The sequence below is a fragment of the Eubacterium sp. OM08-24 genome (genome assembly GCF_003438075.1).
Taxonomy (GTDB): Bacteria; Bacillota; Clostridia; order Oscillospirales; family Acutalibacteraceae; genus Ruminococcoides.
In genome coordinates this window covers 731,726-753,209 of the sequence record NZ_QSTA01000001.1, presented here as the reverse complement: position 1 = coordinate 753,209, position 21,484 = coordinate 731,726, and the positions used below count along the sequence as shown (strand labels likewise).

The 21,484-nt window shown below is 37.7% G+C and carries 18 protein-coding genes and 4 tRNA genes; 16 read left to right on the top strand and 6 right to left on the bottom strand.

Annotation, left to right across the window (positions count from 1 at the left end; genetic code table 11):
- Positions 1 to 10: 10 nt before the first annotated feature.
- From glmM to DXC23_RS03645, 16 genes are all read left to right on the top strand, one after another.
- A complete protein-coding gene (gene glmM, locus DXC23_RS03720) occupies positions 11 to 1,360 on the top strand; it encodes a phosphoglucosamine mutase (RefSeq protein WP_117704825.1) in 1,350 nt (449 codons plus the stop codon).
- On the top strand, positions 1,360 to 2,223 hold the full coding sequence (locus DXC23_RS03715) for a class I SAM-dependent methyltransferase (protein WP_117704824.1): 864 nt from the start codon (positions 1,360 to 1,362) through the stop codon (positions 2,221 to 2,223). Before glmM ends, DXC23_RS03715 begins: the two co-directional genes overlap by 1 nt.
- Positions 2,224 to 2,226: 3 nt before the next feature.
- Entirely contained in the window at positions 2,227 to 3,072 is an 846-nt protein-coding gene (locus tag DXC23_RS03710) for an energy-coupling factor transporter ATPase (RefSeq protein WP_117704823.1), read from the top strand.
- The gene (locus tag DXC23_RS03705; RefSeq protein ID WP_117704822.1) at positions 3,069 to 3,935 is read left to right on the top strand and encodes an energy-coupling factor transporter ATPase; all 867 of its coding nucleotides are present in this window, start codon (positions 3,069 to 3,071) and stop codon (positions 3,933 to 3,935) included. The genes DXC23_RS03710 and DXC23_RS03705 overlap by 4 nt, the downstream gene beginning before the upstream one ends.
- Positions 3,929 to 4,741: an energy-coupling factor transporter transmembrane component T gene (locus tag DXC23_RS03700; RefSeq protein ID WP_117704821.1), complete on the top strand. Its 813-nt coding sequence runs from the start codon at positions 3,929 to 3,931 to the stop codon at positions 4,739 to 4,741. The genes DXC23_RS03705 and DXC23_RS03700 overlap by 7 nt, the downstream gene beginning before the upstream one ends.
- Positions 4,711 to 5,478, top strand: coding sequence for a tRNA pseudouridine(38-40) synthase TruA (gene truA / locus DXC23_RS03695; RefSeq protein WP_117704820.1), 768 nt, complete (start codon positions 4,711 to 4,713; stop codon positions 5,476 to 5,478). Before DXC23_RS03700 ends, truA begins: the two co-directional genes overlap by 31 nt.
- A gap of 30 nt (positions 5,479 to 5,508) precedes the next feature.
- Positions 5,509 to 6,861 carry a DUF5711 family protein gene (locus DXC23_RS03690; protein ID WP_117704819.1) on the top strand — a complete coding sequence of 451 codons (1,353 nt, stop codon included), beginning with the start codon at positions 5,509 to 5,511 and terminating at the stop codon, positions 6,859 to 6,861.
- A 12-nt stretch (positions 6,862 to 6,873) separates the two neighbouring features.
- Positions 6,874 to 7,539 (top strand): CvpA family protein, encoded by a 666-nt coding sequence (locus tag DXC23_RS03685; protein WP_117704818.1) that lies wholly within the window; start codon positions 6,874 to 6,876, stop codon positions 7,537 to 7,539.
- 16 nt (positions 7,540 to 7,555) lie between these two features.
- A complete protein-coding gene (locus DXC23_RS03680; RefSeq protein WP_158552422.1) occupies positions 7,556 to 8,164 on the top strand; it encodes a CDP-alcohol phosphatidyltransferase family protein in 609 nt (202 codons plus the stop codon).
- A 159-nt stretch (positions 8,165 to 8,323) separates the two neighbouring features.
- A complete protein-coding gene (locus DXC23_RS03675; RefSeq protein ID WP_117704816.1) occupies positions 8,324 to 10,672 on the top strand; it encodes an ATP-dependent Clp protease ATP-binding subunit in 2,349 nt (782 codons plus the stop codon).
- 211 nt (positions 10,673 to 10,883) lie between these two features.
- Positions 10,884 to 10,960, top strand: a tRNA-Arg gene (locus DXC23_RS03670).
- Between the two features lie 4 nt (positions 10,961 to 10,964).
- Positions 10,965 to 11,041 (top strand) — tRNA-His (locus DXC23_RS03665).
- A 3-nt stretch (positions 11,042 to 11,044) separates the two neighbouring features.
- Positions 11,045 to 11,120: transfer RNA gene (locus tag DXC23_RS03660), tRNA-Lys, on the top strand.
- 64 nt (positions 11,121 to 11,184) lie between these two features.
- Positions 11,185 to 11,259, top strand: a tRNA-Gln gene (locus tag DXC23_RS03655).
- Positions 11,260 to 11,961: 702 nt separating this feature from the next.
- Positions 11,962 to 12,435: a hypothetical protein gene (locus tag DXC23_RS03650; protein ID WP_147329121.1), complete on the top strand. Its 474-nt coding sequence runs from the start codon at positions 11,962 to 11,964 to the stop codon at positions 12,433 to 12,435.
- 376 nt (positions 12,436 to 12,811) lie between these two features.
- Complete coding sequence (locus tag DXC23_RS03645) at positions 12,812 to 13,390, top strand: type III toxin-antitoxin system ToxN/AbiQ family toxin (RefSeq protein ID WP_242997395.1); 579 nt, start codon at positions 12,812 to 12,814, stop codon at positions 13,388 to 13,390.
- A gap of 610 nt (positions 13,391 to 14,000) precedes the next feature.
- Here DXC23_RS03645 and DXC23_RS03640 read toward each other — a convergent pair.
- The 6 genes from DXC23_RS03640 to DXC23_RS03615 form a co-directional block, all read right to left on the bottom strand.
- Positions 14,001 to 14,642: a hypothetical protein gene (locus tag DXC23_RS03640; protein ID WP_117704813.1), complete on the bottom strand. Its 642-nt coding sequence runs from the start codon at positions 14,640 to 14,642 to the stop codon at positions 14,001 to 14,003.
- Positions 14,632 to 15,912 (bottom strand): ATP-binding protein, encoded by a 1,281-nt coding sequence (locus DXC23_RS03635; RefSeq protein ID WP_117704812.1) that lies wholly within the window; start codon positions 15,910 to 15,912, stop codon positions 14,632 to 14,634. The genes DXC23_RS03640 and DXC23_RS03635 overlap by 11 nt, the downstream gene beginning before the upstream one ends.
- 143 nt (positions 15,913 to 16,055) lie before the next feature.
- Positions 16,056 to 16,490: a single-stranded DNA-binding protein gene (locus tag DXC23_RS03630; protein ID WP_117704811.1), complete on the bottom strand. Its 435-nt coding sequence runs from the start codon at positions 16,488 to 16,490 to the stop codon at positions 16,056 to 16,058.
- 804 nt (positions 16,491 to 17,294) lie between these two features.
- Entirely contained in the window at positions 17,295 to 18,635 is a 1,341-nt protein-coding gene (locus tag DXC23_RS03625) for a helix-turn-helix domain-containing protein (protein ID WP_117704810.1), read from the bottom strand.
- Between the two features lie 109 nt (positions 18,636 to 18,744).
- Entirely contained in the window at positions 18,745 to 20,553 is a 1,809-nt protein-coding gene (locus tag DXC23_RS03620; RefSeq protein ID WP_117704809.1) for a type IV secretory system conjugative DNA transfer family protein, read from the bottom strand.
- The gene (locus DXC23_RS03615; RefSeq protein WP_117704808.1) at positions 20,543 to 21,481 is read right to left on the bottom strand and encodes a DUF3991 and toprim domain-containing protein; all 939 of its coding nucleotides are present in this window, start codon (positions 21,479 to 21,481) and stop codon (positions 20,543 to 20,545) included. Before DXC23_RS03615 ends, DXC23_RS03620 begins: the two co-directional genes overlap by 11 nt.
- Positions 21,482 to 21,484: the final 3 nt, after the last annotated feature.

Here is a 21,484-nt window from a genome sequence, read left to right as displayed (position 1 = left end):
AAAAACAATTATGGGCAGACTTTTTGGTACAGACGGCGCAAGAGGTGTAGCTAATACAGAGCTTACAGCCGAGCTTGCAATGAATATAGGCAGAGCGGCAGCTATGGTGCTTGTAAATGACGAGGTTAAGCACCCAACAATTCTTATCGGTAAAGACACAAGACTTTCGGGCGATATGCTTGAGGGCGCACTTATTGCAGGCCTTTGCTCGGTAGGCGCAAATGTTAAACTTTTGGGTGTAGTTCCTACTCCTGCCGTTGCTTACCTTGTAAAGAAATACAATGCAGACGCAGGTGTAATGATTTCTGCATCTCACAACCCGTTTGAATTTAACGGAATCAAAATTTTCAGTTCAGAGGGATATAAACTCCCTGATGACCTTGAAAACAGAATTGAAGAAATTGTACTTGACCATGCAGTTCCGTATGCAACAGCAAAGGACGGCGAAATCGGCAGAGTAGCTGCGCTTGACTCGGCTGTCGATGATTACATTAATCATGTTGCAGAGGCTGTCGGCGAAGATTTAAGCGGTATGGAGGTTGCTCTCGACTGCTCTAACGGTTCATCTTCAAGAACCGCCGAAAAGCTCTTTACAAAGCTCGGAGTAAAGGTTCATATGCTCTTTGACGAGCCGGACGGAATTAATATTAACAAGGACTGCGGCTCTACTCATACTAAGAAATTACAGGAATATGTACGCAAAAATAAGCTCAGTGCAGGTCTTGCTTTTGACGGTGACGCTGATCGCTGCCTTGCTGTTGATGAAAACGGCAACCTTGTTGACGGCGACTTCCTCATTGCCATTTGCGCAAACGATATGAAGAAGAACGGCAAGCTCAAGAAGAACACAGCAGTTGGCACTGTTATGACAAATATGGGATTTTCTAAATTCTGCGAGGCTAACGGTATTGACTTTGTTTCAACAAAGGTCGGCGACCGTTATGTGCTTGAGTCAATGCTCCAGAACGGCTACAATATCGGCGGTGAGCAGAGCGGACACATTATTTTCCTTGACCACTCCACAACAGGCGACGGCGAGCTTTCAGGCGCAATGGTGCTTTCAATTATGAAACGCACAGGCGAAAAGCTCAGCGACCTTGCAAAGATTATGGAGCGTTATCCACAGGTGCTTATTAATGTAAAGGTAAGCAACGAGGGCAAACTTTCTTTCTACACAGACAAGGAAGTTAAAGCTGAAATTAATCGTGTAACAGAAATTCTCGGCGATACAGGCAGAATTTTAGTTCGTGTATCGGGCACAGAACCACTCGTAAGAGTTATGCTTGAGGGCGAAAATCCTGAGCAGATTCAGACTCTTGCAGAAGAGGCAGCACAGGTAGTAAGGGAAAGATTGGCATAATGCGTTTATCTGAAAATTGGAAGGATTATGAGCTTATTGACGCTTCTGACGGAGAGCGACTTGAGCGTTGGGGCAATATTATTTTAATTCGTCCCGATCCGCAAATAATCTGGTCAACCGAAAAGAAAAATCCGCTTTGGTATTCGGCTCATGCCCGTTATCACCGCAGCAATAAGGGCGGCGGCAGTTGGGAGCAGTACAAAAAAATCCCTGCGCAGTGGAGTATAAATTACGGCAGTCTTACATTTAACATTAAGCCGATGGGGTTTAAGCACACAGGTGTTTTCCCCGAACAGGCAGTAAATTGGGACTTTGCCGCCGATAAAATAAAAAAAGAAGGCAGACCGCTTAAAATCCTCAACCTCTTTGGCTACACAGGATGTGCAACACTTGCCTGTATGAATGCAGGCGCAAACGTGTGCCATGTAGACGCTTCAAAAGGTATGGTACAGTGGGCAAAAGAAAATGCGGTATCAAGCGGTATTGCCGACAAGCCTGTAAGATGGCTTGTTGACGATTGTGCAAAGTTTGTTCAGCGAGAAATCAGAAGAGGCAATCGCTATGACGGCATTATTATGGATCCGCCTTCTTACGGCAGAGGCCCCGGCGGCGAGGTATGGAAACTTGAGGAACAGCTGTATCCTTTAGTTGAGCTTTGCCGACAGGTTATGTCAGATGACCCTACTTTCTTTATTCTTAATTCCTACACAACAGGTCTTTCGCCTGCCGTTATGGAATATTTACTTGGTGTTTTACTTAAAACAAAATTCGGAGGTAAGGTTTCAAGCAGTGAAATCGGACTTCCTGTAACCGATACAGGACTTGTTTTGCCATGTGGCTCAACAGCTATCTGGGAGAAGTAATTAATGAAGTTTATCTCTATTCAAAATATAGCTTTTTCGTATATGTCTGAGGAAGAGGTACAGCCTGCAAAAAATGCCGTTGATGGTGTTTCTATGGATATAGAAAAGGGCGAGTTTGTCGCTTTGCTTGGTCATAACGGATGCGGAAAGTCAACCGTTGCCAAACACCTCAACGCTATGATTGTACCCGACAGCGGAAAGGTATTTATAGACGGTGACGACACAGCAGATGAGGACAAAACCCTCGACATTCGCAAAAAGGTTGGACTTGTGCTGCAAAATCCGGACAACCAGCTTGTTGCAAGCGTTGTCGAAGAAGATGTTGCTTTCGGCCCTGAAAACCTCGGTGTTGAGCCGTCTGAAATCAGACAGCGAGTAGATGACGCACTCAAAGCGGTGGGTATGTATGAGTTCAGAAAAGACGCTCCGTACAAGCTTTCGGGTGGACAAAAGCAAAGAGTTGCCATAGCAGGCATACTTGCTATGCAGCCCGACTGCATTGTGCTTGACGAGCCTACCGCTATGCTCGACCCAAACGGCAGAGAAGAGGTTATGTCTACACTCTTAAAATTGAATAAAGAAAAGGGCATTACCGTTGTGCTCATTACTCATTATATGGACGAGGCGGTACTTGCCGACAGAGTAATTGTAATGGACAGCGGCAAGGTACTTACCGAGGGTACACCCGACAAGGTATTCTCTCAGGTAGAGCTTTTGAAAAAGCATAGGCTTGATGTTCCGCAGGCAACAGAACTTGTCTACCGACTTATCGGCTGCGGTGCGAAAATTGACAAAATGCCGCTTGACAGTGACGAATGTGTCGATTTGCTTATGGAGGTGCTGAAATGAGTATTCTTGAGCTAAAGAATGTTTGCTACACCTATGGCACAGGCACTCCTTTTGAAAAAAAGGCGGTAAACGATGTCAGCTTTTCTGTAAATAAAGGCGAGCTTATCGGCATTATCGGTCATACGGGTTCGGGCAAGTCAACCCTTGTGCAGATGCTTAACGGACTTATGAAACCTACAAGCGGACAGGTTTTGCTTGACGGTGTGGATATATGGGACAAGCCAAAGGAAATTCGTAAAATCCGCTTTAAAGTCGGTATGGTTTTTCAGTATCCCGAATATCAGCTTTTTGAGGAAACCGTTTATAAGGATATTGCTTTCGGCCCAACCAATAAAGGACTTTCGGCAGAAGAAATTGATAAGGAAGTACGAAGAGCGGCGAGATTTACAGGACTAAAGGACGAGCTTTTGGACAAGTCACCGTTTGATTTATCGGGCGGAGAAAAGCGAAGAGCCGCCATTGCAGGCGTAATTGCAATGGATCCCGATGTGCTTGTGCTTGACGAGCCGACGGCAGGACTTGACCCAATGGGCAGAGATGTGCTTTTAAGCCAGATAATCCGCTATCATAAGGAAAGACAAAACACAGTTTTGCTTGTTTCTCACAGTATGGAGGACATTGCTCGTGTGGCAGACAGAATTGTGGTTATGAATAAATCGCAGCTTGTTATGTTTGACGAAACCCAAAAGATTTTTGCAAGAGGTGACGAGCTTGAAAAAATCGGCCTGCGTATTCCGCAGATAACAAAGATAATGTCACAGCTCAGAAAAAGGGGAGTAGATGTGCCCGAGGGCATACTGACTGTTGATGCAGCGGTTAATTACCTTCTTCCTCTTATAAAAAAGGAGGAAAAACAATGGTAAGAGATGTAGCTTTCGGACAGTATTTTCCTGCAAAAAGCCTTATTCACAGGCTTGACCCACGAGCAAAAATCATTATGCTTGTTGCTTTTCTGGTGTTAGTGTTCTGCACATTTAACTATGCGGCGCTTGCTCTTGTTGCGGCGTCAACAGCGGCAATAGTGGCAATGAGCGGAGTACCTGCAAAGTTTTATTTTAAAAGTTTAAAAATTATTATTTTTATAGTAATAGTAACTTCCGTACTCAATCTTTTTTACGGTACGGGAGATCCCATATGGCAGTGGGGAATAATCAAGATTACAATTAACGGAATAAACCGTTCCGTATTTGTAACGGTACGAATTATCTGCCTTATACTTGCAAGCTCTGCACTCACCTTTACAACATCTCCCACAGAGCTTACAGACGCAATCGAAAGATTGATGAAACCGCTTAATAAAATTCACGTTCCTGTTCACGAAATCGCTATGATGATGTCGCTTGCGCTAAGATTTGTGCCGACTTTACTTGAAGAAACCGACAAAATTATGCAGGCGCAGAAGGCGAGAGGTGCAGACCTTGAGGCAGGAAATGTGATAACACGAGTAAAAGCCTTGATTCCTATTCTTGTGCCTTTGTTTGTATCGTCTTTCAGAAGAGCATATGACCTTGCCACAGCTATGGAGTGTCGCTGCTATCACGGCGGAGAGGGCAGAACAAGAATGAAAAGTATTCATATGGCTAAGCGAGATGTTGTTTCTATGGTAACAGTAGGATTTGTAATTTGCGGAGTGGTTTTATGCAACATATTGATTCCGGCGGCGCTTTAAGGAATTTTAAACTTACAATTTCATATGACGGCAGGCGGTTCCATGGCTGGCAAATTCAAAACAACGCTATGACTGTTCAGGAGGCTTTTCAAAATGCCTTGTCCAAGATAATAGGCAGCGATTTCGATTTGAAAGGCTGCAGCCGGACAGACAGCGGAGTTCACGCAAATATGTATTGCATAAGTCTTAAAACAACTCATCCTATCGCCGATGTGAGATTAAAGGCAGCGCTTAACCGTTGGTTGCCGCTCAGCATAGCCGTTCTTGATTGTGAAGAGGTCGATATTGATTTTCACGCAAGGTACAGCTGCACAAGCAAGGAATATATTTATAAAATATGGAATACAGAGGTGCGCAATCCTTTTCTTGACGGATACGCACTTCATTACAGATATAAGCTTGATGAGCAAATGCTTAACAAAGCGGCTCAGGCTTATGTGGGTACTCATGATTTTACCTCTTTTTGCACACTTGACAGCCGGGAAAAAGGGGATATGACACGCACAGTAAAAGCCTTTTCGGTTACGAGAGATGGTAACCTTGTAACTATGAAGGTAGAGGCTGACGGATTTCTTTATAATATGGTAAGGATTATGGTTGGCACTCTTTTAAGAGTGCAGCAGGGGAAGATACCTGTTGACGGAATTACGGGTATAATTGAAAAAAAGAACAGAAAATTTGCAGGCCCGACAGCACAGCCCTGTGGTCTGTATCTTAACAGGGTTAATTACGATTAAGGGGTTATTTACCTGAAGGAGTGAACAGAAATGTTTTCCGGTAAATTTGATAAATCTAAATCTAAAAACAATTCTAAAACTAAAACAAAATCAAAAGGTCATCGCTTTGCCGAAACAAAGGCGAAGAAAACCGACCGTAATGTTATAAGCTATGAAGATGTACCGCTTGAGGACTACGAGCTTGAAAAAACCGAAATGTCGCCTCAGGCAGTTAAAAAAATAATAGTCTGCGTGTGTATTGCGCTGGCGGCAGGGCTTGTGGTGTTTGCCTTTGCCAACAGGGACAGACTTTCGCCCGAAAGCATTGCGAATTGGTGGACATATGATGTGCTTGGAAACGCTGGCAACGGCTATCCTGTTGCCATAACAGGCACTGAGGTAAACTCAAACAATTTTGTGCTTTCAGACGGTCACATTGCTTATTCGTCAGATACTTCGTTTGTCACTTTAAATTCATCGGGAAGTGATATATTCAGTACGCAGCTTAAATATTCAAAGCCTATTCTTGTCAGCAATAAAAATATGTTTCTTACATATGACCTCGGCGGAAAAGGCTATGAGGTAAATTCACTTGATAAGCAGTTGTTTTCATCAAATACCGACGACGATATTTATACGGCAGACATAGCGTCAAACGGCGTGTATGCAATCGTTACCGAGGGTAACGGCTATCTTTCAAGTTTGCTTGTATTTAATAAAGACAACAACAGAATATACAAATATTCTTTTTCGGAATATTATATAACATCTGTAACACTCAACAGCAACGGCACAGCTTGTGCGGTAACAGGCTTGTCAACAGTAAACGGTAAGGTTGTATCAGCCGTTTATATTCTCGACTTTTCAAAGGAAGAGCCTGAGCAGGTTGTGAATATTGAGGGCGATGTTATTATTGCCTCAAAATTTATTACCGACAACAGAATTGCCCTTGTAGGCAATGCCGCATCTTATGTTGTAAAAAAGGGCGATGAGAATTTTATTACAAATTCTTATGATTCAATGACGCTTTCAAACTATTTCTTTAATATGGATACTTCAACTTACTATGTTGCACTTTCAAGAAGCGGCGACGGCGGAAGCTGCTCGGTCTTTACTTATGATTCAAACGGCTCTCAAAAATCAAAGGTTGATACCGACAGCCGAGCAGACTCTATTTCTGTTTACAAGGATAAAATCGCCCTGCTTGACTCAAATGTAGCGAATGTTTACAATACAAATGGCGATAAGGTATTTGAAACCGAAACAGGTGCAGGTTCAAAGCGCATTATCCTTTCTTCGGACACAACAGCCTATGTTCTCAGTGTAAATCAGATTAGATTTTTAGAGCTTAACAACAATAGTCAGAAAGCAACAGACAGCGTTTCTACAAAAGATAATGCTTAATGAGGGGAGAATATGGTACTTGACATAATTTTTCTTGCTGTTATAATTATCTTTATCATTAGTGGTGCAGTAAGAGGTTTAGCAAAATCTATTATGAATATTGCTGCGCTTGTTGCGTCTTATATTCTCTCAAATCTTTTATCGGGCGCAATCGCAGGCTGGATATTTAATGCTTTTATCCGAAATAATTTAATAAAAGAATTGAGTACAGCAGTAACAAATACAGAAATATCTGTAAACAGCGCTCTCGGTGATTTGCCGTCTTGGGTTTCGGAAATTGTTACATTTTTTTGCAACATTTTTGGCTTTGACGAGCAAAGGCTTATTGACTGCTTTGCGGGAAAAACAACCTCGTCAAATTTAACGGCAGTGCAGGTTACCGACAGTTTTGTAAAGCCAATCGTAACGGGAATATTCTCGTTTTTTATAGCCATAATAATGTTTATATTGCTTTTAATAGTTTTTAAGCTCATTATAAGGCTTGTAAATAAAGTTTTCGATTTGCCTGTAATCAGCCCTATAAACAGAATTTTAGGCGGAGTTTTCGGCGCTGTTGAGGGTGTGCTTCTGGCTACAATTTTTCTTATGGTGCTTGCCGTTATTATGGATTGGACAAATTCAACTGCTGCACTTAATGAAGGAATAAGCGGAGTTGCTTTTTCAATTTTCAAACGCTGAATAAAGGGGAATGAAAATGGACAAAGAAAACAAAATGATAATCAAGCAAAAATCAGATTTATGGACAGTACCAAACCTGCTTACATATCTGAGGTTTGTACTTGTCGTACCTTTTGTCGTTTTATTTTTAAATGAAAAATATTTGGCGTCGGCAATTTGCATTGGATTATCCGGAATTTCAGACTGTCTTGACGGTTTTTTTGCAAGGCGCTTAAATCAGGTTACCCAGCTTGGCAAATTATTAGACCCAATCGCAGACAAAATTACATTAATCTCCGTAATGCTTTGTATGGCTTTTTATGCGCCGAATGTAATACCTATACTTGTAATATTAATAGCAAAAGATGTGGCAATGCTCATTGGCGGAGTATCGCTTTTAAAGCGCAAAATCACACCGCCGGCAGCCGAATGGTTCGGCAAACTTGCAACTATTGTTTTCTATTTTGCCGTATGTGTAATTGTATTTTTAAAAGCAGTAATCAATTACGAAAACCTGCTTATAGACGATATTTTACTTTCTATTACGGCAGTTGTTATGCTTTATGCGCTTTATCGTTATGCAAAAATATATAAATTATTAATAAAAAACGACAAGGCAAAAAAGAGTAAAAAAAGTGAGTATTAATCCTTTTTTACTAAAATTTTTATAAAAACGACAAAAAAGAATTGAAAAAATCTTTGATATGGTATATTATATATCATATCAAATAGCAAATGTTTAATTTGAATGATGCTTAAACTGCGGCAATGCCGCTTTAATAATTAATTTATAAAGGAGCAGACTATGCTTTGTAGCAGATGCGGAAAACGACCTGCTGTCGTTTTTGTTTCAACAAACAATCCACAAGACGAAGCCACAAAGGGCTATTGCCTTACTTGCGCAAAAGAACTGGGCATAAAGCCTGTTGAGGACTTAATAAATAAAATGGGTATTTCCGATGATGATCTTGAAAATGTGCAGGATCAGATGGACTCCCTTATGCAAAATATGGGCGAGAATGGCGACATTTCTCAGCTTATGCAGCAGCTCGGCGCTGATAATTTAGCCGAGAGTATGGGCGAATTAGGCGAAGATGTGGGCAGTGAGGACGATGATTTTTCTCATGGCGCACCAACTTTCCCTGCGTTCTTTAATAATATTTTCGGAGCTAAAAACGGCGAGAACGATAAAGCAGACGGCTCGGGAAAATCGGGCGGAAAAAAGAAAGACAAAAAAGATAAAAACAGAAAGCACCTTAATCTTTATTGTGAGGATCTTACAAGAAAAGCGAGAGAGGGCAAAATTGATAATATAATCGGCAGAGATAAAGAGATTGAAAGAGTAATTCAAATTCTTTCTCGCCGTACAAAAAACAACCCTTGCCTTATCGGTGAACCCGGTGTAGGTAAAACCGCTATTGCTGAGGGACTTGCTCTCAGAATTGCTGACGGAAATGTACCGCAGCGCCTTAAAAACAAAGAAATTCATTTACTTGACCTTGCGTCGCTCGTTGCCGGCACTCAGTTCAGAGGTCAGTTTGAAAGCCGTATCAAGGGACTTGTTGCCGAAGTTAAGGAAAACGGAAACATTATTCTTTTCATTGATGAGGTACATACACTTGTAGGTACAGGCGACAACGAGGGAACAATGAATGCGGCTAATATTCTTAAGCCTGCGCTCTCAAGAGGCGAGGTTCAGGTTATTGGTGCTACTACATTTAACGAATACAGAAAATACATAGAAAAGGATTCGGCACTTGAAAGAAGATTTCAGCCTGTAAAGGTCGGCGAACCTACCATTGCACAAACTGTTGATATAATTGCAGGTGTAAAGGGCTACTACGAGCAGCACCATCGTGTTATTGTTGACAATGAAATTGTCCGCAAAACCGTTGTGCTTTCAGAAAGATATATTACAGACAGATTTTTGCCTGACAAAGCCATTGACTTGCTTGATGAAAGCTGCGCTTGCGCCGCTCTCCGCAACAAGGATATGGAAAAGCACGACAAGCTCATTGATGAGCAGCAAAAGCTCAATTTGCAGAAAGAGGCAATTTCAACAGCCGAAGAGATTGACTATGAAAAGCTCGCCAATGTAAATACATCACTTGCAAGAGTTGATTCTGAGCTTTCAAAAATTGACCCCGACACTCTCATCTCTAAGGTTACAGAGGAAGATATTGCAACTGTAATAGAGCTTTGGACAGGTATTCCTGCCTCAAGAATAAGAGAGAATGAGCTTGCAAAGCTCGCAGATATTGAAAATGCACTCAAAAAGAAAATTATCGGTCAAGACGAGGCAGTAGAGGTGCTTGCGTCTGCAATTAAGCGCAGTCGAGTACAGATTTCTCCAAGACGCAGACCTGCATCATTTATCTTTGTAGGCCCAACAGGCGTAGGAAAAACCGAGCTTGTAAAGGTGCTCAGTCATGAGCTTTTTGATACTCCCGAAACACTCATAAGACTTGATATGTCTGAATTTATGGAGAAACACTCCGTTTCTAAGATTATCGGTTCACCTCCCGGATATGTCGGTTATGACGAGGCGGGTCAGGTTACCGAAAAGGTAAGACGCAGACCGTATTCTGTATTACTTTTTGATGAAATCGAAAAGGCTCACCCTGATGTGCTTAACATACTTCTTCAGATTCTTGATGAGGGCAAGGTTACAGACGCACATGGAAGAGCAGTTAATTTTGAAAATACTGTAATTGTAATGACATCAAATGCAGGTTCTGCAAATAAGGAAAATGCACTTGGTTTTGGCAAATCATCGGAAGAAGCATCTAAGGAAAAGGTAATGAAAGCACTTTCAGAGTTCCTTCGTCCTGAGTTTATCGCACGTGTTGATGAGATAATTGTATTTAACAGTCTTAAGGAAGACGATTTTGTTAAGATTGCAAATCTTATGCTTTCCGAGTATGTGCCTACAATGGAAGAAAAGCACATTAAATTCACCTTTGATGAAAAGGCTTGTGAGTATCTCGCTAAGAAATCTTGCAACGGCAGCAGTGGCGCAAGAGATTTAAGAAATACAATCAGGCGTGAGGTAGAGGAGAAGATCGCCAATGCTATGATTGAGGCAGGCGCAACTCCTTTATCGGCAATAAATATTACATCAGATGGCGAAAGCATAAAGCTTGAATCTGTTTAATTTTAAAAAATTCATAGAGTACAGCTGATTTGCAAAGCGCAGTTGGCTGTACTCTATGAGGTATTGTTTTATTTCAATTTGCTGTTATTTAACCATATATCAAGCCAAAATAAAAAAATGAAAAAATTTCAAAAAAGTGTTGACAAATGTGTTTTATTGATGTATAATAACAGAGCTGACTTAAAGTGATACGAAATTTTAAGTTAAGTATGCGGCAATAGCTCAGCTGGATAGAGCAACTGCCTTCTAAGCAGTAGGTCAGGGGTTCGAGTCCCTTTTGCCGCGCCACATGGTGGGATTAGCGTAGTTGGTTAACGCGCCAGTTTGTGGCACTGGAGACCGACGGTTCGAATCCGTCATTCCACCCCATTTGACTCATTAGCTCAGTTGGCAGAGCACTTGACTTTTAATCAAGGTGTCCGGAGTTCGAATCTCCGATGGGTCACCATAAAGCCGCACATTTTACTTTTGTGCGGCTTTTGATTTAAAAACCACAAGTTGGGTTTAAACGGTGGGCTGTCGCCAAGCGGTAAGGCAACGGACTTTGACTCCGTCACCCGTGGGTTCGAATCCCGCCAGCCCAGCCAAAAGTAAAGTGATTTAAATAGTTAAGCAAAACTACTTAAATCGCTTTGCTGTTTATTTAACAGTAATAGGTTTCAGATAGTCGCTTCCTCTCGTTGGATTGTCGCATTAGCTAACATCAGTTCAAGCCGATAACAACCACGAGGTAACTACACAAAGGGATAAGGCGATGTAAGCACCTGTTTCCGCAGTGGAAAGAAATATCCCTATCTGTCCTTTATTAACTTTTATTTGCAAAAAAGTAAGACCTGCACCACCGGATAAATAGTACAGGCCTTGACAAAATATCTAAAAGCGTATAGAATTAAGCAATACGCATGTTTAGCTTCTCAAGTTCTGAGTAAGGGAATACTCGGGGCGCACGCTTATCAGCGATTGCAGTCGTTGATAAGCTGAGGGGCTTATTTTATTTGCACTCACATTTTACCATTTTAAGAGAAAAATGTCAATATGTAATGGAAAATATAGTAAAATTTAGTTTTACTATTTAATTAAGTGTCCCACCGTGGGACACTTATTATAAATAAAATATAGTGATGAAAAATCACTATATAGTAGGAGTGATAATTATTAAGACGATATTAGTTAAGGCGAATGGTCAAAAGTTTCAAGTTTATTCGGCTGAAGAAGTTAATAATAAAATATGTGTAATATTTAACAAGGACGGGAAAAAGTATTATTACAATAAGCAGAGTATTGAAATTTTGGAAAACAAGAGATCAAACTTTGTATTGGAGTCATATATAAAAGGGAAATTACCTTTTACCGTATATACATTTAAAAAAGAATGTTTCAGATGTCACGGATTGACAAATGTTATAACTTACATAAAATATAAATATAGCCCTTACGATGATTTAACTTATCCTTGGGATATAAATAGGCTTACTAATAGTCAAGATATTTTTGCTCACATAATGGATCCGTCTATCGAATATTTTGGATTAAGTGTTATAGGCAATTTACCAAAATTTGACAGTATTCTTATGAACGCTTTTCCTGATAGAATTGATGTAAGATATAGTAATACTACAAAAACATCTTATCCAATGAATTTATGTGAGCACTGCGGAACACCACAGGGAAATTATTATATTTATAGGCAAGTCAATGAAATGATTGATGATATGCAGCAAATTGATATTTTGGAATACACTACATTAGAAGATGAAAAATAGATAGTAATTAGACAGTTTATTTTATCACAAGTGTCCCACCGTGGGACACTTGCAGTAATACGGTTTTATTATTGATGATTGCTTTTCATAAGACTATAATAAAAGCGGTTCTCTCAACCAACCAAAATGAGAATTTAAAAAGTATTTTCAAAAATTATTGATTTTTTTATAAATATATCATATAATATAAGTGGACACAATGATGTCTTTAATGAGGAGTGCCTTGCAGCTCTAAATGCAAGTGATTTATGTTGAGTGCCCTGCAGCTCTAAATGTAGGTGATTTATGTTGAGTGCTCTGCAGCTCTAAATGCAGACCGTAATGTATAAAAAGGGAGCGAATTTTCGTTCCCTTTTTGTTTTAAGGAGAAATGCATTTGAAAGACCTTGATTTTTATATTGTACCAAATAGTTATATTACATACTTACAAAAGGCCGAGAGTATAAAGCGGGGTTTTACTCGTGTTCCGAATATGGATTATGGTAAAAATCATAAGCCTAAGTTTATATGTGGTATTGTACTTAAGATTAATGATGTAAGTTATTTTGTCCCGGTATCATCTTATAAATTTAAGAAACCTGATAATTTTCTGATTTGCGATAAGAACGGAAATACAATCTCATCTTTAAGGTTTAATTATATGTTTCCTGTTCCGTTAGAAATTATTAAACAGCGAAGAATTGATATTGAACCGGACTTAAAGTACAGAGCTTTGTTGGCCCAAGAACTTAAATATTGTAAAGACAATCAAGATACTATAAGAAATTTAGCTAAAAGAACGCATAAAAGGGTAATGCTTGCAAAAAGCCCAACACTTGTTAAAAACAGTTGTGACTTTTCTTTACTTGAGCAAAAGTGTCAGGAATACTCTATTCAGTTGTCACAAACTCAACAACCAATCTTACCAAATCAAATACCACCTGTTCCTACAAATGAATTTACACAAGGAATATAATATAAGCCTTCTGCCGAATTTGGCAGAAGGCTTTTTTAGTACAAGTGTCCCACGGTGGGACACTTGCCATATAAAAATAACAGAATTTGCTGTTTTAGAATTACAGGAAAAGCAAATTAACTGTCCCACGGTGGGACACTTGCAGTATAAAAATAACAGTGATTGATATTTTAGAATTGCAGGAAACGCAAATTAACTGTCCCACGGTGGGACACTTGCCATATAAAAATAACAGCATGTGATACTGTCACCGTATTTACCACCCAAATTATTGATTAATTTAATATAAGTGTTATCAATTAAATAAAAACTGTTTTACTTCATTTTTCTCCTTTGTTTTTTACAAAATAAGCCTCCTACCATTAAGGTAAGAGGCTTTTCGTCAAACCGCCAATTTAGGAACGCCGAACGGTAGGCATATTCAATCAAACCGTCAATTTAGGAACGCCGAACGGTAGGCATATTCAATCAAACTGTCAATTTAGGAACGCCGATCAGTAAGCGTATTTTCTCTGGGATTTCTCCCTACAATATTATTATACACATTGCAGAATAATATGTCAATGATTTTCTGCAAGTGTCCCACGGTGGGACACTTGCGGATAAATGATTATTCAGTTTCAGCTATAAGTCTTTTGTTTATTTCTTCAATCCAGCTACTATTGTCAGACTCAAAATATTTTAAAAATCTTTTAAAATTGCTACTTCCCTTTATGCTATCGTCAGATTCTAAATTTTGAACTCTTCGCTTCATATCATAGTAGTTTTCCTTTGTAATAAATTGCATAGCTTTTTCTATTTGATTAGCTTTTGCTTTATAATTTTCTACGCCTGTAAAATGCTTAATTAACGGAGCATTTACAGGTTTGGCAGGGGTGTTGAGATTTTCATCTGTCCAATGTTTTGAAACAATTTGCATAGTACACGGATTACCGAATATGATTAGTGAGTCAGCTATATTGTCAATTCCATGAAATTCATTGATTTTACGCTTTATGTCATTGTACTGTTCATATGGCTTTTTTTCTGTATCGCAGAATACAAGAACAATATCATATGAGTCACTATTATAGCGGTCTTGGTATCTTGCAGGTATGTTACCGTTCCCATTAGCATTAACTAATTCTATATGGTATTGTTCGTTCCATACTTGTAACTCTTTAAGTCTGTCAAGGTAAAAGTATTCTTCGTTTCCTTCACAAATAATACATATTCTTTGCTTGTCAAAAAATATAGGTAGGTTATTCATCATCAGATGATGTACCTCCTTTCACTGTATCATTATGAATACTTATTAGCGTATTAATTAAATCAGGTTCTGGTATTGCACCGAGAGCACCTTTTTTGTATTTTTCAATAATATCTGTGGTTTCACGTACACCTTGTTGAGCTGTAAAATTAGCAAGTGAATAAAAATAAACATTGTACTTATCTTTGTGAACAAACCATATTTGTTCTTTTCGAAACAACTTTTTGCAATCCATTAAATTAATATCGTGAACAGTAAATATCATTTGTGCTTTAGTATTTAATTCATTATTGAACATAGCTACTATGGCTCTTGTAAGTTTAAAATGAAGGCTGCTGTCGAGTTCATCTATAATTAAAATTCGGCCTTTTTCCAACGCTTCAATAACATAGCTTGCTAATGCTGCTATTTTCTTTGTTCCGGTGGAATCAAATATCATACTTGGTACTTGAATACCTTTATATGTTGAAACTAAACGAATTTGATCCATAATGCTGTTAGGTAAGTTTAGTGCATTTTCATCAGCTTTTCCTTCATCTTTTTTGGAAAATTTTATTTTATCCATATCAACAAATTCAAAATTATCCATATATAAATCTGCGTTTTTTATAAATTCAACAATCTTTTTTTGAAGATTGTTTTTATTTTTCATTAGCTCAATAGTATGCTTGATAGGAATATTATTCATATTAACAATATCAATTTTATTTGCAAAGCTGATTAGTATTTTTTTCATTTCATCAAGATATTTGAATTTTGTTGTATCAATCTGATAAAAGAACAGACTATTATTTGATATAACGGGTAACATTGTATCTAAATTTTCATCTGCACAGTAATATTCTTTATTTTTCACATCTTTTTTGAACCAACATTGTGTTTTTTCGTTGCCGTATTGGTCTTTTATTATTTCTGAAAAACATTCATATATATATTCTTCTTTATTTTCATCAAATTTAAAATCAAATGAAAATTCTCTGTTAAATTCTAAGAAAGTAATGCCAAGTTCACATATTGAATTGTCTGTAAATAAATTAGACATTAGACTTGATTTTCTGTTTAACAGGGCATTTTTAATATCAGCTATACATTTAATAAAGCGTGTTTTACCTGTATTATTTGAGCCATATATGCCGGCAGCTTTTAATATATTGAAATTGTTTTCTTTATGAACATTAGTGATAAATCTTTTATTACGCATATCTGCGTTCATTGAAAATACAACTTCTTGATTGAAAATATAGCAGTTATTAATTCTTATTTCAACTATCATACTTATTCTCCTTAATTCGCAATCAAATTTTTGCATTTGTTTTATATTAATATTATAGCTTATACTTATATTTTATGCAATATTATTGCACAAAATATTTTGATTTTTTAACAAGTGTCCCACGGTGGGACAGTTGTTAGTTATCAAAACGGTAAATCGTCGTCAATAGGCATATTTTCAAAATCGGGTTGTGAGGGCAAAGGTGGCTGTTCAGATGTAGTTGAAGAAGAGTCTTTATTATTATTATTTGCTTTTTGCACACGCTCACCGGTAAATGATATTGTATCTGCGACAATTTCGGTTACATAGCGTGTACTTCCGTCATTGGCCTGATATGTACGACTTTGTAGTTTGCCTTCAAGAGCAATCATATTGCCTTTTGCAAAATAGAGACATACAAATTCTGCTGTGTAGTTCCAACAGACAACATTGAAAAAATCAACTTTTCTTTCTTCACCGGATTTGTTGTAATTGCGTTCAACTGCGATACTAAAGCTCGTTACACTTTTTCCGGTAGTAGTTGATTTGAGTTCAGGGTTAGCAGTAAGCCTTCCCATGAGTACAATTCGATTTAACATATTTACGACTCCTTTTTTATTATTATATCAGTTAAGTGTCCCACCGTGGGACACTTGTGGGCAAACAATGAGGTTGTTTATTTATTTTTTCTCTGCTTTAGGGTTTTTAATTGTAGGCGAGTAGCTGCATAGGTTATGTCTTTGCAAAAGTTATTTACAGTCAGCTTTAAAATAGTGTAGGGGAGAGCTGCATGCATATGATATGTGGTTACTTTACGCAAACAATCACTTGTATATTTTTTTCTCTGCTTTAGGGGCTTTTGCCGAGCTTGATAATTTTGCAAACTTTAGCTTTTACGCTGTTGCCGTTGAGTATATTTTCTTTTTAACCTGCAATTATTTATCGGTAGTTTTGCTTTTGAAGTAATCTTTTGAGAAACAGCAGCTTTTTACTAAGTTCAAGTGTCCCACCGTAGGACACTTGAGGAGGTAAGCAATAACTGTCCCACGGTGGGACACCAAAACAATATTTTGCCACGGAAAGCAGGGTAGTAAAATTTGCAGGATAAAGACTTAATATTGCAAGCAATATTAAGTCGGTCACAAATGTCGGCAGTGCCGACATTTTCGATAACATTAACTTTAATATCATCGACTAAGCTTTTAATATCACTTTTAGATTGCTGTTTTATTTTTATCAGATAAAAGCTGACTTTTTAGTAACATTGATTTTAATATTGCCAAAATTTTAAGACAAAATTTTGACAAAATGCTGATAGCAGAAAAGAAAAAGCCTTGATTTTTGCGTAAATTCGATTTATTCCCCATAAGAGTGAAATTACATCAGCAGACAATAAAAAACGCTTACAAGTCGAATTTGGCTAAGTTAAACGCAAAGTTTGTAATGTTGTCAAAAAGTAACGCTTTGAGATAATTTGAACAATTACGGATTTCACATTCTTTGCTTGCTTCTTCATAATTTAAAAGTGTATCCGAAATTAAGTCACATAATGAATTAGCTTTTGCAATACCGTGCTTTGTAATGCAGTTGTTAATTGAATAAATAAGTGTACGCTGTGACACAGTAGTTTTATTATAGGTCTGAGTGGTGTTGGTAGTTGCCATATCGCAAAGTAAATCAACGGCTTTGCAGTATAATCTTGAATATATATCGTTCTCGTAAGCGACATAGCTTTGATATGCATTATAATCTGTCAATTCTTTAATCGATTCAATAATCTTGTCATTGTCAGTTGTAAAAGGTACAGTAAGGTTAATTCTGTCAATGATTAGATTATGATCTGATTTACTGTTATTTATGGTATTGTTATATATGGTATTGTTATAATGTCCGAAATTTTGGGACACGGTATTGTCCGAAGAATTAGGACACGGCAATGTCCTGCTTTTTAGGACACGGTTATTTTCATTGTCCTGTTTTTTAGGACATGGTGAGAGTGTAGATTTTATCGCATTTTTTACATTGTCCGAAAATTTAGGACACGGTTTATTACTTTCTTTTTCCTGTTTCCCTATAACTGTAGGATTAGTGTTAAGTATGTAGTTATTTACACAAAACTTACCGTTTTTACCCTTACGCTTAATTACGGATATATAGCCATAGGCTATAAGTTCATTTAGTGTATTGTAGTATGTCTGCTTGCTTATACCGAGAATTTCCATAGTATAATCTCTTGTAGGAAATACTGTGTTTGATGATTGAGCAAGTGAATAGAATAAAGCAATCATACCACGAGCCTTAACAGATAAACGAGTATCACACATAATTAGTTTTGGCATATTTCCGTAGCCGTATGAATAAATATTATCAAGCGAAAGTGTATGATGTTCTGCAGAAGCAGACGGTGGACAACCTATAGCATTAGGATTACTGCATATGGTGTACACATTTTTATTTAGAAAGCCTTTAGCTTTTGAAATCGAAATATAACTCTTTTCGACAAGCCTGTTCAGATATTTGTAGTAGGTGTCTTTGTTCATATTTAGGTCACGAAGTATTGTTCTGCGTTTTGGATAAATTTTACCTGAACCTGCATAAGAAGCTAAGTAGGCATAAATAGCCTTGCTTTGTAAAGGCAGTTCTTTGTCAAGCATAACTTTTTGAGCAAGCATACCAAATCCCTGTGCATATACGCCGTCAATTTCTACTGCGATTTCTATGTCTTTGTTATTTAATTTTTTCATTATAATTCCTCCGTATTTTGAAGCTGCTTGAAACGGACTTTTTTAATTGTTCAAGACCGTGTGAATTAAGCAATTAAAAAAGTCTGCTGCAAGAGCAACAGACTTAGTTTTAAATATATGTTTTTAGTACAGGCTTTTTTTCGTGAGTCTGCACCGGTTCTGCAGATGAGCCTACAGGTGGGGTATATGCCTTTGCTGTAGGATATTTTCTCAATAGAGCCGAAAATAATCTTGTGCGGTCGGCATAGCTTACCTCTCTTATGGTGCTTTTCTTTGCTTTATAGGGTTCTTCATTAAGTGAAAGCCCCCAGTCCTCGCTTTTGAGGAGTTTCATTTGTGCCGGGTGCATACCTGTTTTCATAAGCACCCAGTCACCTTTTTTCATTCTTTTAATTTGCCCCGGTGTCATTAAAGGTTTTTTTGTCATATTGTAAGTAACGGAATTTGCGTTGTTATTGTTTGAAAAGCTGTTTTGCTTTTGTGAAACAGAGCCTGACATTACCGTCTGATTATCAAGCATTTTTGAAAAAGTTTCTGCGTCAGGGGAAGTAGGTGCTATGTAACTGAACATTACATTCTGACAGCTTGATTTTATAACGCTTGCTGTATTCTGATCGTATTTTTGATCAAGCTGCGTCGTCGTTTGTAAAAATGGGCAGCAAATGATACCTCTTGATCTGCCTGCAGAAAACATCTGATCAACTCTCTCTATGGCTGTGTATGTGCCAAATTCATCAAGGTAGTAGTATACTCGATGCGGCAGCTTGTTGTTCTCAAAATGTTCAGAGGCACAAAGTAATTCGTTATAGGTTTGCCTTACAAGTAAGCTTACCAAAAAGTTCTTTGTGCTTGATTTTTCATCAACAACAAAGAATATTGCTTGTTTGCCATTAATAAAGTTTTCAATATCAAGGTCACTGTTAAAGCATATCATTTGCTCCATTTCAGTATCGATGAAAGAGAGCATACGGCTCATTGCTGTTGACATAACGCTTGCAGTAGTCTGAAAAGCACCCGAGGCTGTGGCAGACATAAACCATTTTGCTTTATGATTAGTCGGCAGCATTGTATATAATTCAGTCAGATAAGTTGTAGGCATTACTCCTTTTTTATTTACTGTTCGTGGGTCAATTTCCAGGAGCTGTTCAATTATTTTAAAAACTGATACTATGTGCTTTTCTTCGGGTTCACAAAGTTCGGATACAAGTAAGATAACGCCTGTAATAATGCCTTCTGCAGATTCGTAAAAGTATTGATTTTGTCCTGCACTTTTGAAACCGTCCATATGTACGATTGAGTTTGAAAGAACTTTTGCATATGTTTCAGCACGTGCTTTGTCTGCAAGACTTTTTGTTGATTCATAGCGGTCATTGTATTTATTGACAAGATACATCAGATTGTAACTGTCACTGCGAGTAGGATTTCTTAAATCTATTACATAAGTTTTGTACCCGTAATATTTTTCCAAAACAGGTGCATATGTCTGATGAGCGTCACCTTTTGTATCTGTGGCGAAAAAAGGATTGCCAACGGCCGCTAAAAATTCAAGATTAGGATAGACGAAAGAAGATGTTTTACCGCCACCCGGAGCAGATACGGAGAGAGTATGATTATCAGATGTATCAATGTACGCAGATACTTTTTTACCGCTTTTTACTGCACCGAGTATAATGCCCTCAAGCTGTGGCCTGTTTTCGCCATTTCTCCACTTTTCGGGTTCATATGGTATAATAACAAGATTATTATTTAATTCTTGTTTGGTGGCCCATTTTTGGTCACCAAATTGGCCGTCACCGACAGGCTTGCTTTTAATAGAGTTTAAATTTTTGCCGCTTGATGATATAAAGTACGCAGCTATAAGTACAACTAATACGATTATTGAAAATATAATAATTCCGCTTGTTGAGCTACTTCCCATAACTTTGACTCCTTTGTTTTAAAATTTCATTCCAATCTTTTAGATTAGGGGTTATTATTTCAGTTTTATATTTGTCCTGAAATACTTTTTGTGCTTTTTTTGCAAAGTCCTGTCCGTGATTTTTGCCGTCAGAACTGTTAATATCATTATCTGTACATATATAGATTTTCTTTATATGCGGGTAATCTTTAACACATTTTTTCAAAGCTTCTAAATTCAGCCCTCCTAAAGCTATATAGTTGTATGTGTGCCAGTTTTCGCCAAGCTGATACAAAGTAATAAAACTGAATAAGTCAATAAAAGCTTCAAAAACAAAAAGCACATCAGACAAACCAATGTGCTTAAAGCAGTATATTTTGTTACTTCCGGTAATCTCACCTTTAAAAGATTTAACAGTAAGCGTACCTTTTAATCCAGCATACCTGACTATTCCTTTTTTATCTTTGCCGAGAAATACAATGTTGTGGTTGCTTTTATCTTCATATATAAAACCTTTTTTTACAAAGTATCTGACGACACTGTAATCAATACAGCGTGAATTGCACAGATAAGCATACAAGCGTTTGTTGTTTGTGTTTTTTTGAGGTAAAACCACTCTGTCTTTTTTATGGTAAATATCAGGTTCGTTTATAAAATCAACAGGTTTTGAATTGCTTGTAGCTTTGTAATTTCCGTCAAGCAAAGTTATTACTGCTTCTTGAAAACTAAAATCAAAAAATGTCATCAGAAAATTTACTGCCGTACCCGATTCACCTGTAGAATGTCTGTACCAAATATGTCCTCGTATTTTTACGCTGTCATGTGCTTCCCACATATATTCTGTACCGCTATGTAAAACTTTTTCTCCTATACTTTCAAGATATTCTTTAATATCTTTATGATGAGCCTGATACAACTCTTCATCTGTAAACGGAATAAATTTTGACATTCT

Excerpts from the sequence above, each read along its gene's own strand:
- DXC23_RS03675 (WP_117704816.1), top strand. The coding sequence starts at position 8,324 with ATGCTTTGTAGCAGATGCGGAAAACGACCTGCTGTCGTTTTTGTTTCA.
- DXC23_RS03685 (WP_117704818.1), top strand. The coding sequence starts at position 6,874 with ATGGTACTTGACATAATTTTTCTTGCTGTTATAATTATCTTTATCATT.
- DXC23_RS03635 (WP_117704812.1), bottom strand. The coding sequence starts at position 15,912 with ATGATAGTTGAAATAAGAATTAATAACTGCTATATTTTCAATCAAGAA.
- DXC23_RS03700 (WP_117704821.1), top strand. The coding sequence starts at position 3,929 with ATGGTAAGAGATGTAGCTTTCGGACAGTATTTTCCTGCAAAAAGCCTT.
- DXC23_RS03620 (WP_117704809.1), bottom strand. The coding sequence starts at position 20,553 with ATGGGAAGTAGCTCAACAAGCGGAATTATTATATTTTCAATAATCGTA.
- DXC23_RS03625 (WP_117704810.1), bottom strand. The coding sequence starts at position 18,635 with ATGAAAAAATTAAATAACAAAGACATAGAAATCGCAGTAGAAATTGAC.
- DXC23_RS03680 (WP_158552422.1), top strand. The coding sequence starts at position 7,556 with ATGGACAAAGAAAACAAAATGATAATCAAGCAAAAATCAGATTTATGG.
- DXC23_RS03715 (WP_117704824.1), top strand. The coding sequence starts at position 1,360 with ATGCGTTTATCTGAAAATTGGAAGGATTATGAGCTTATTGACGCTTCT.
- truA (WP_117704820.1), top strand. The coding sequence starts at position 4,711 with ATGCAACATATTGATTCCGGCGGCGCTTTAAGGAATTTTAAACTTACA.
- DXC23_RS03640 (WP_117704813.1), bottom strand. The coding sequence starts at position 14,642 with ATGATGAATAACCTACCTATATTTTTTGACAAGCAAAGAATATGTATT.
- DXC23_RS03710 (WP_117704823.1), top strand. The coding sequence starts at position 2,227 with ATGAAGTTTATCTCTATTCAAAATATAGCTTTTTCGTATATGTCTGAG.
- DXC23_RS03615 (WP_117704808.1), bottom strand. The coding sequence starts at position 21,481 with ATGTCAAAATTTATTCCGTTTACAGATGAAGAGTTGTATCAGGCTCAT.
- glmM (WP_117704825.1), top strand. The coding sequence starts at position 11 with ATGGGCAGACTTTTTGGTACAGACGGCGCAAGAGGTGTAGCTAATACA.
- DXC23_RS03630 (WP_117704811.1), bottom strand. The coding sequence starts at position 16,490 with ATGTTAAATCGAATTGTACTCATGGGAAGGCTTACTGCTAACCCTGAA.
- DXC23_RS03690 (WP_117704819.1), top strand. The coding sequence starts at position 5,509 with ATGTTTTCCGGTAAATTTGATAAATCTAAATCTAAAAACAATTCTAAA.
- DXC23_RS03705 (WP_117704822.1), top strand. The coding sequence starts at position 3,069 with ATGAGTATTCTTGAGCTAAAGAATGTTTGCTACACCTATGGCACAGGC.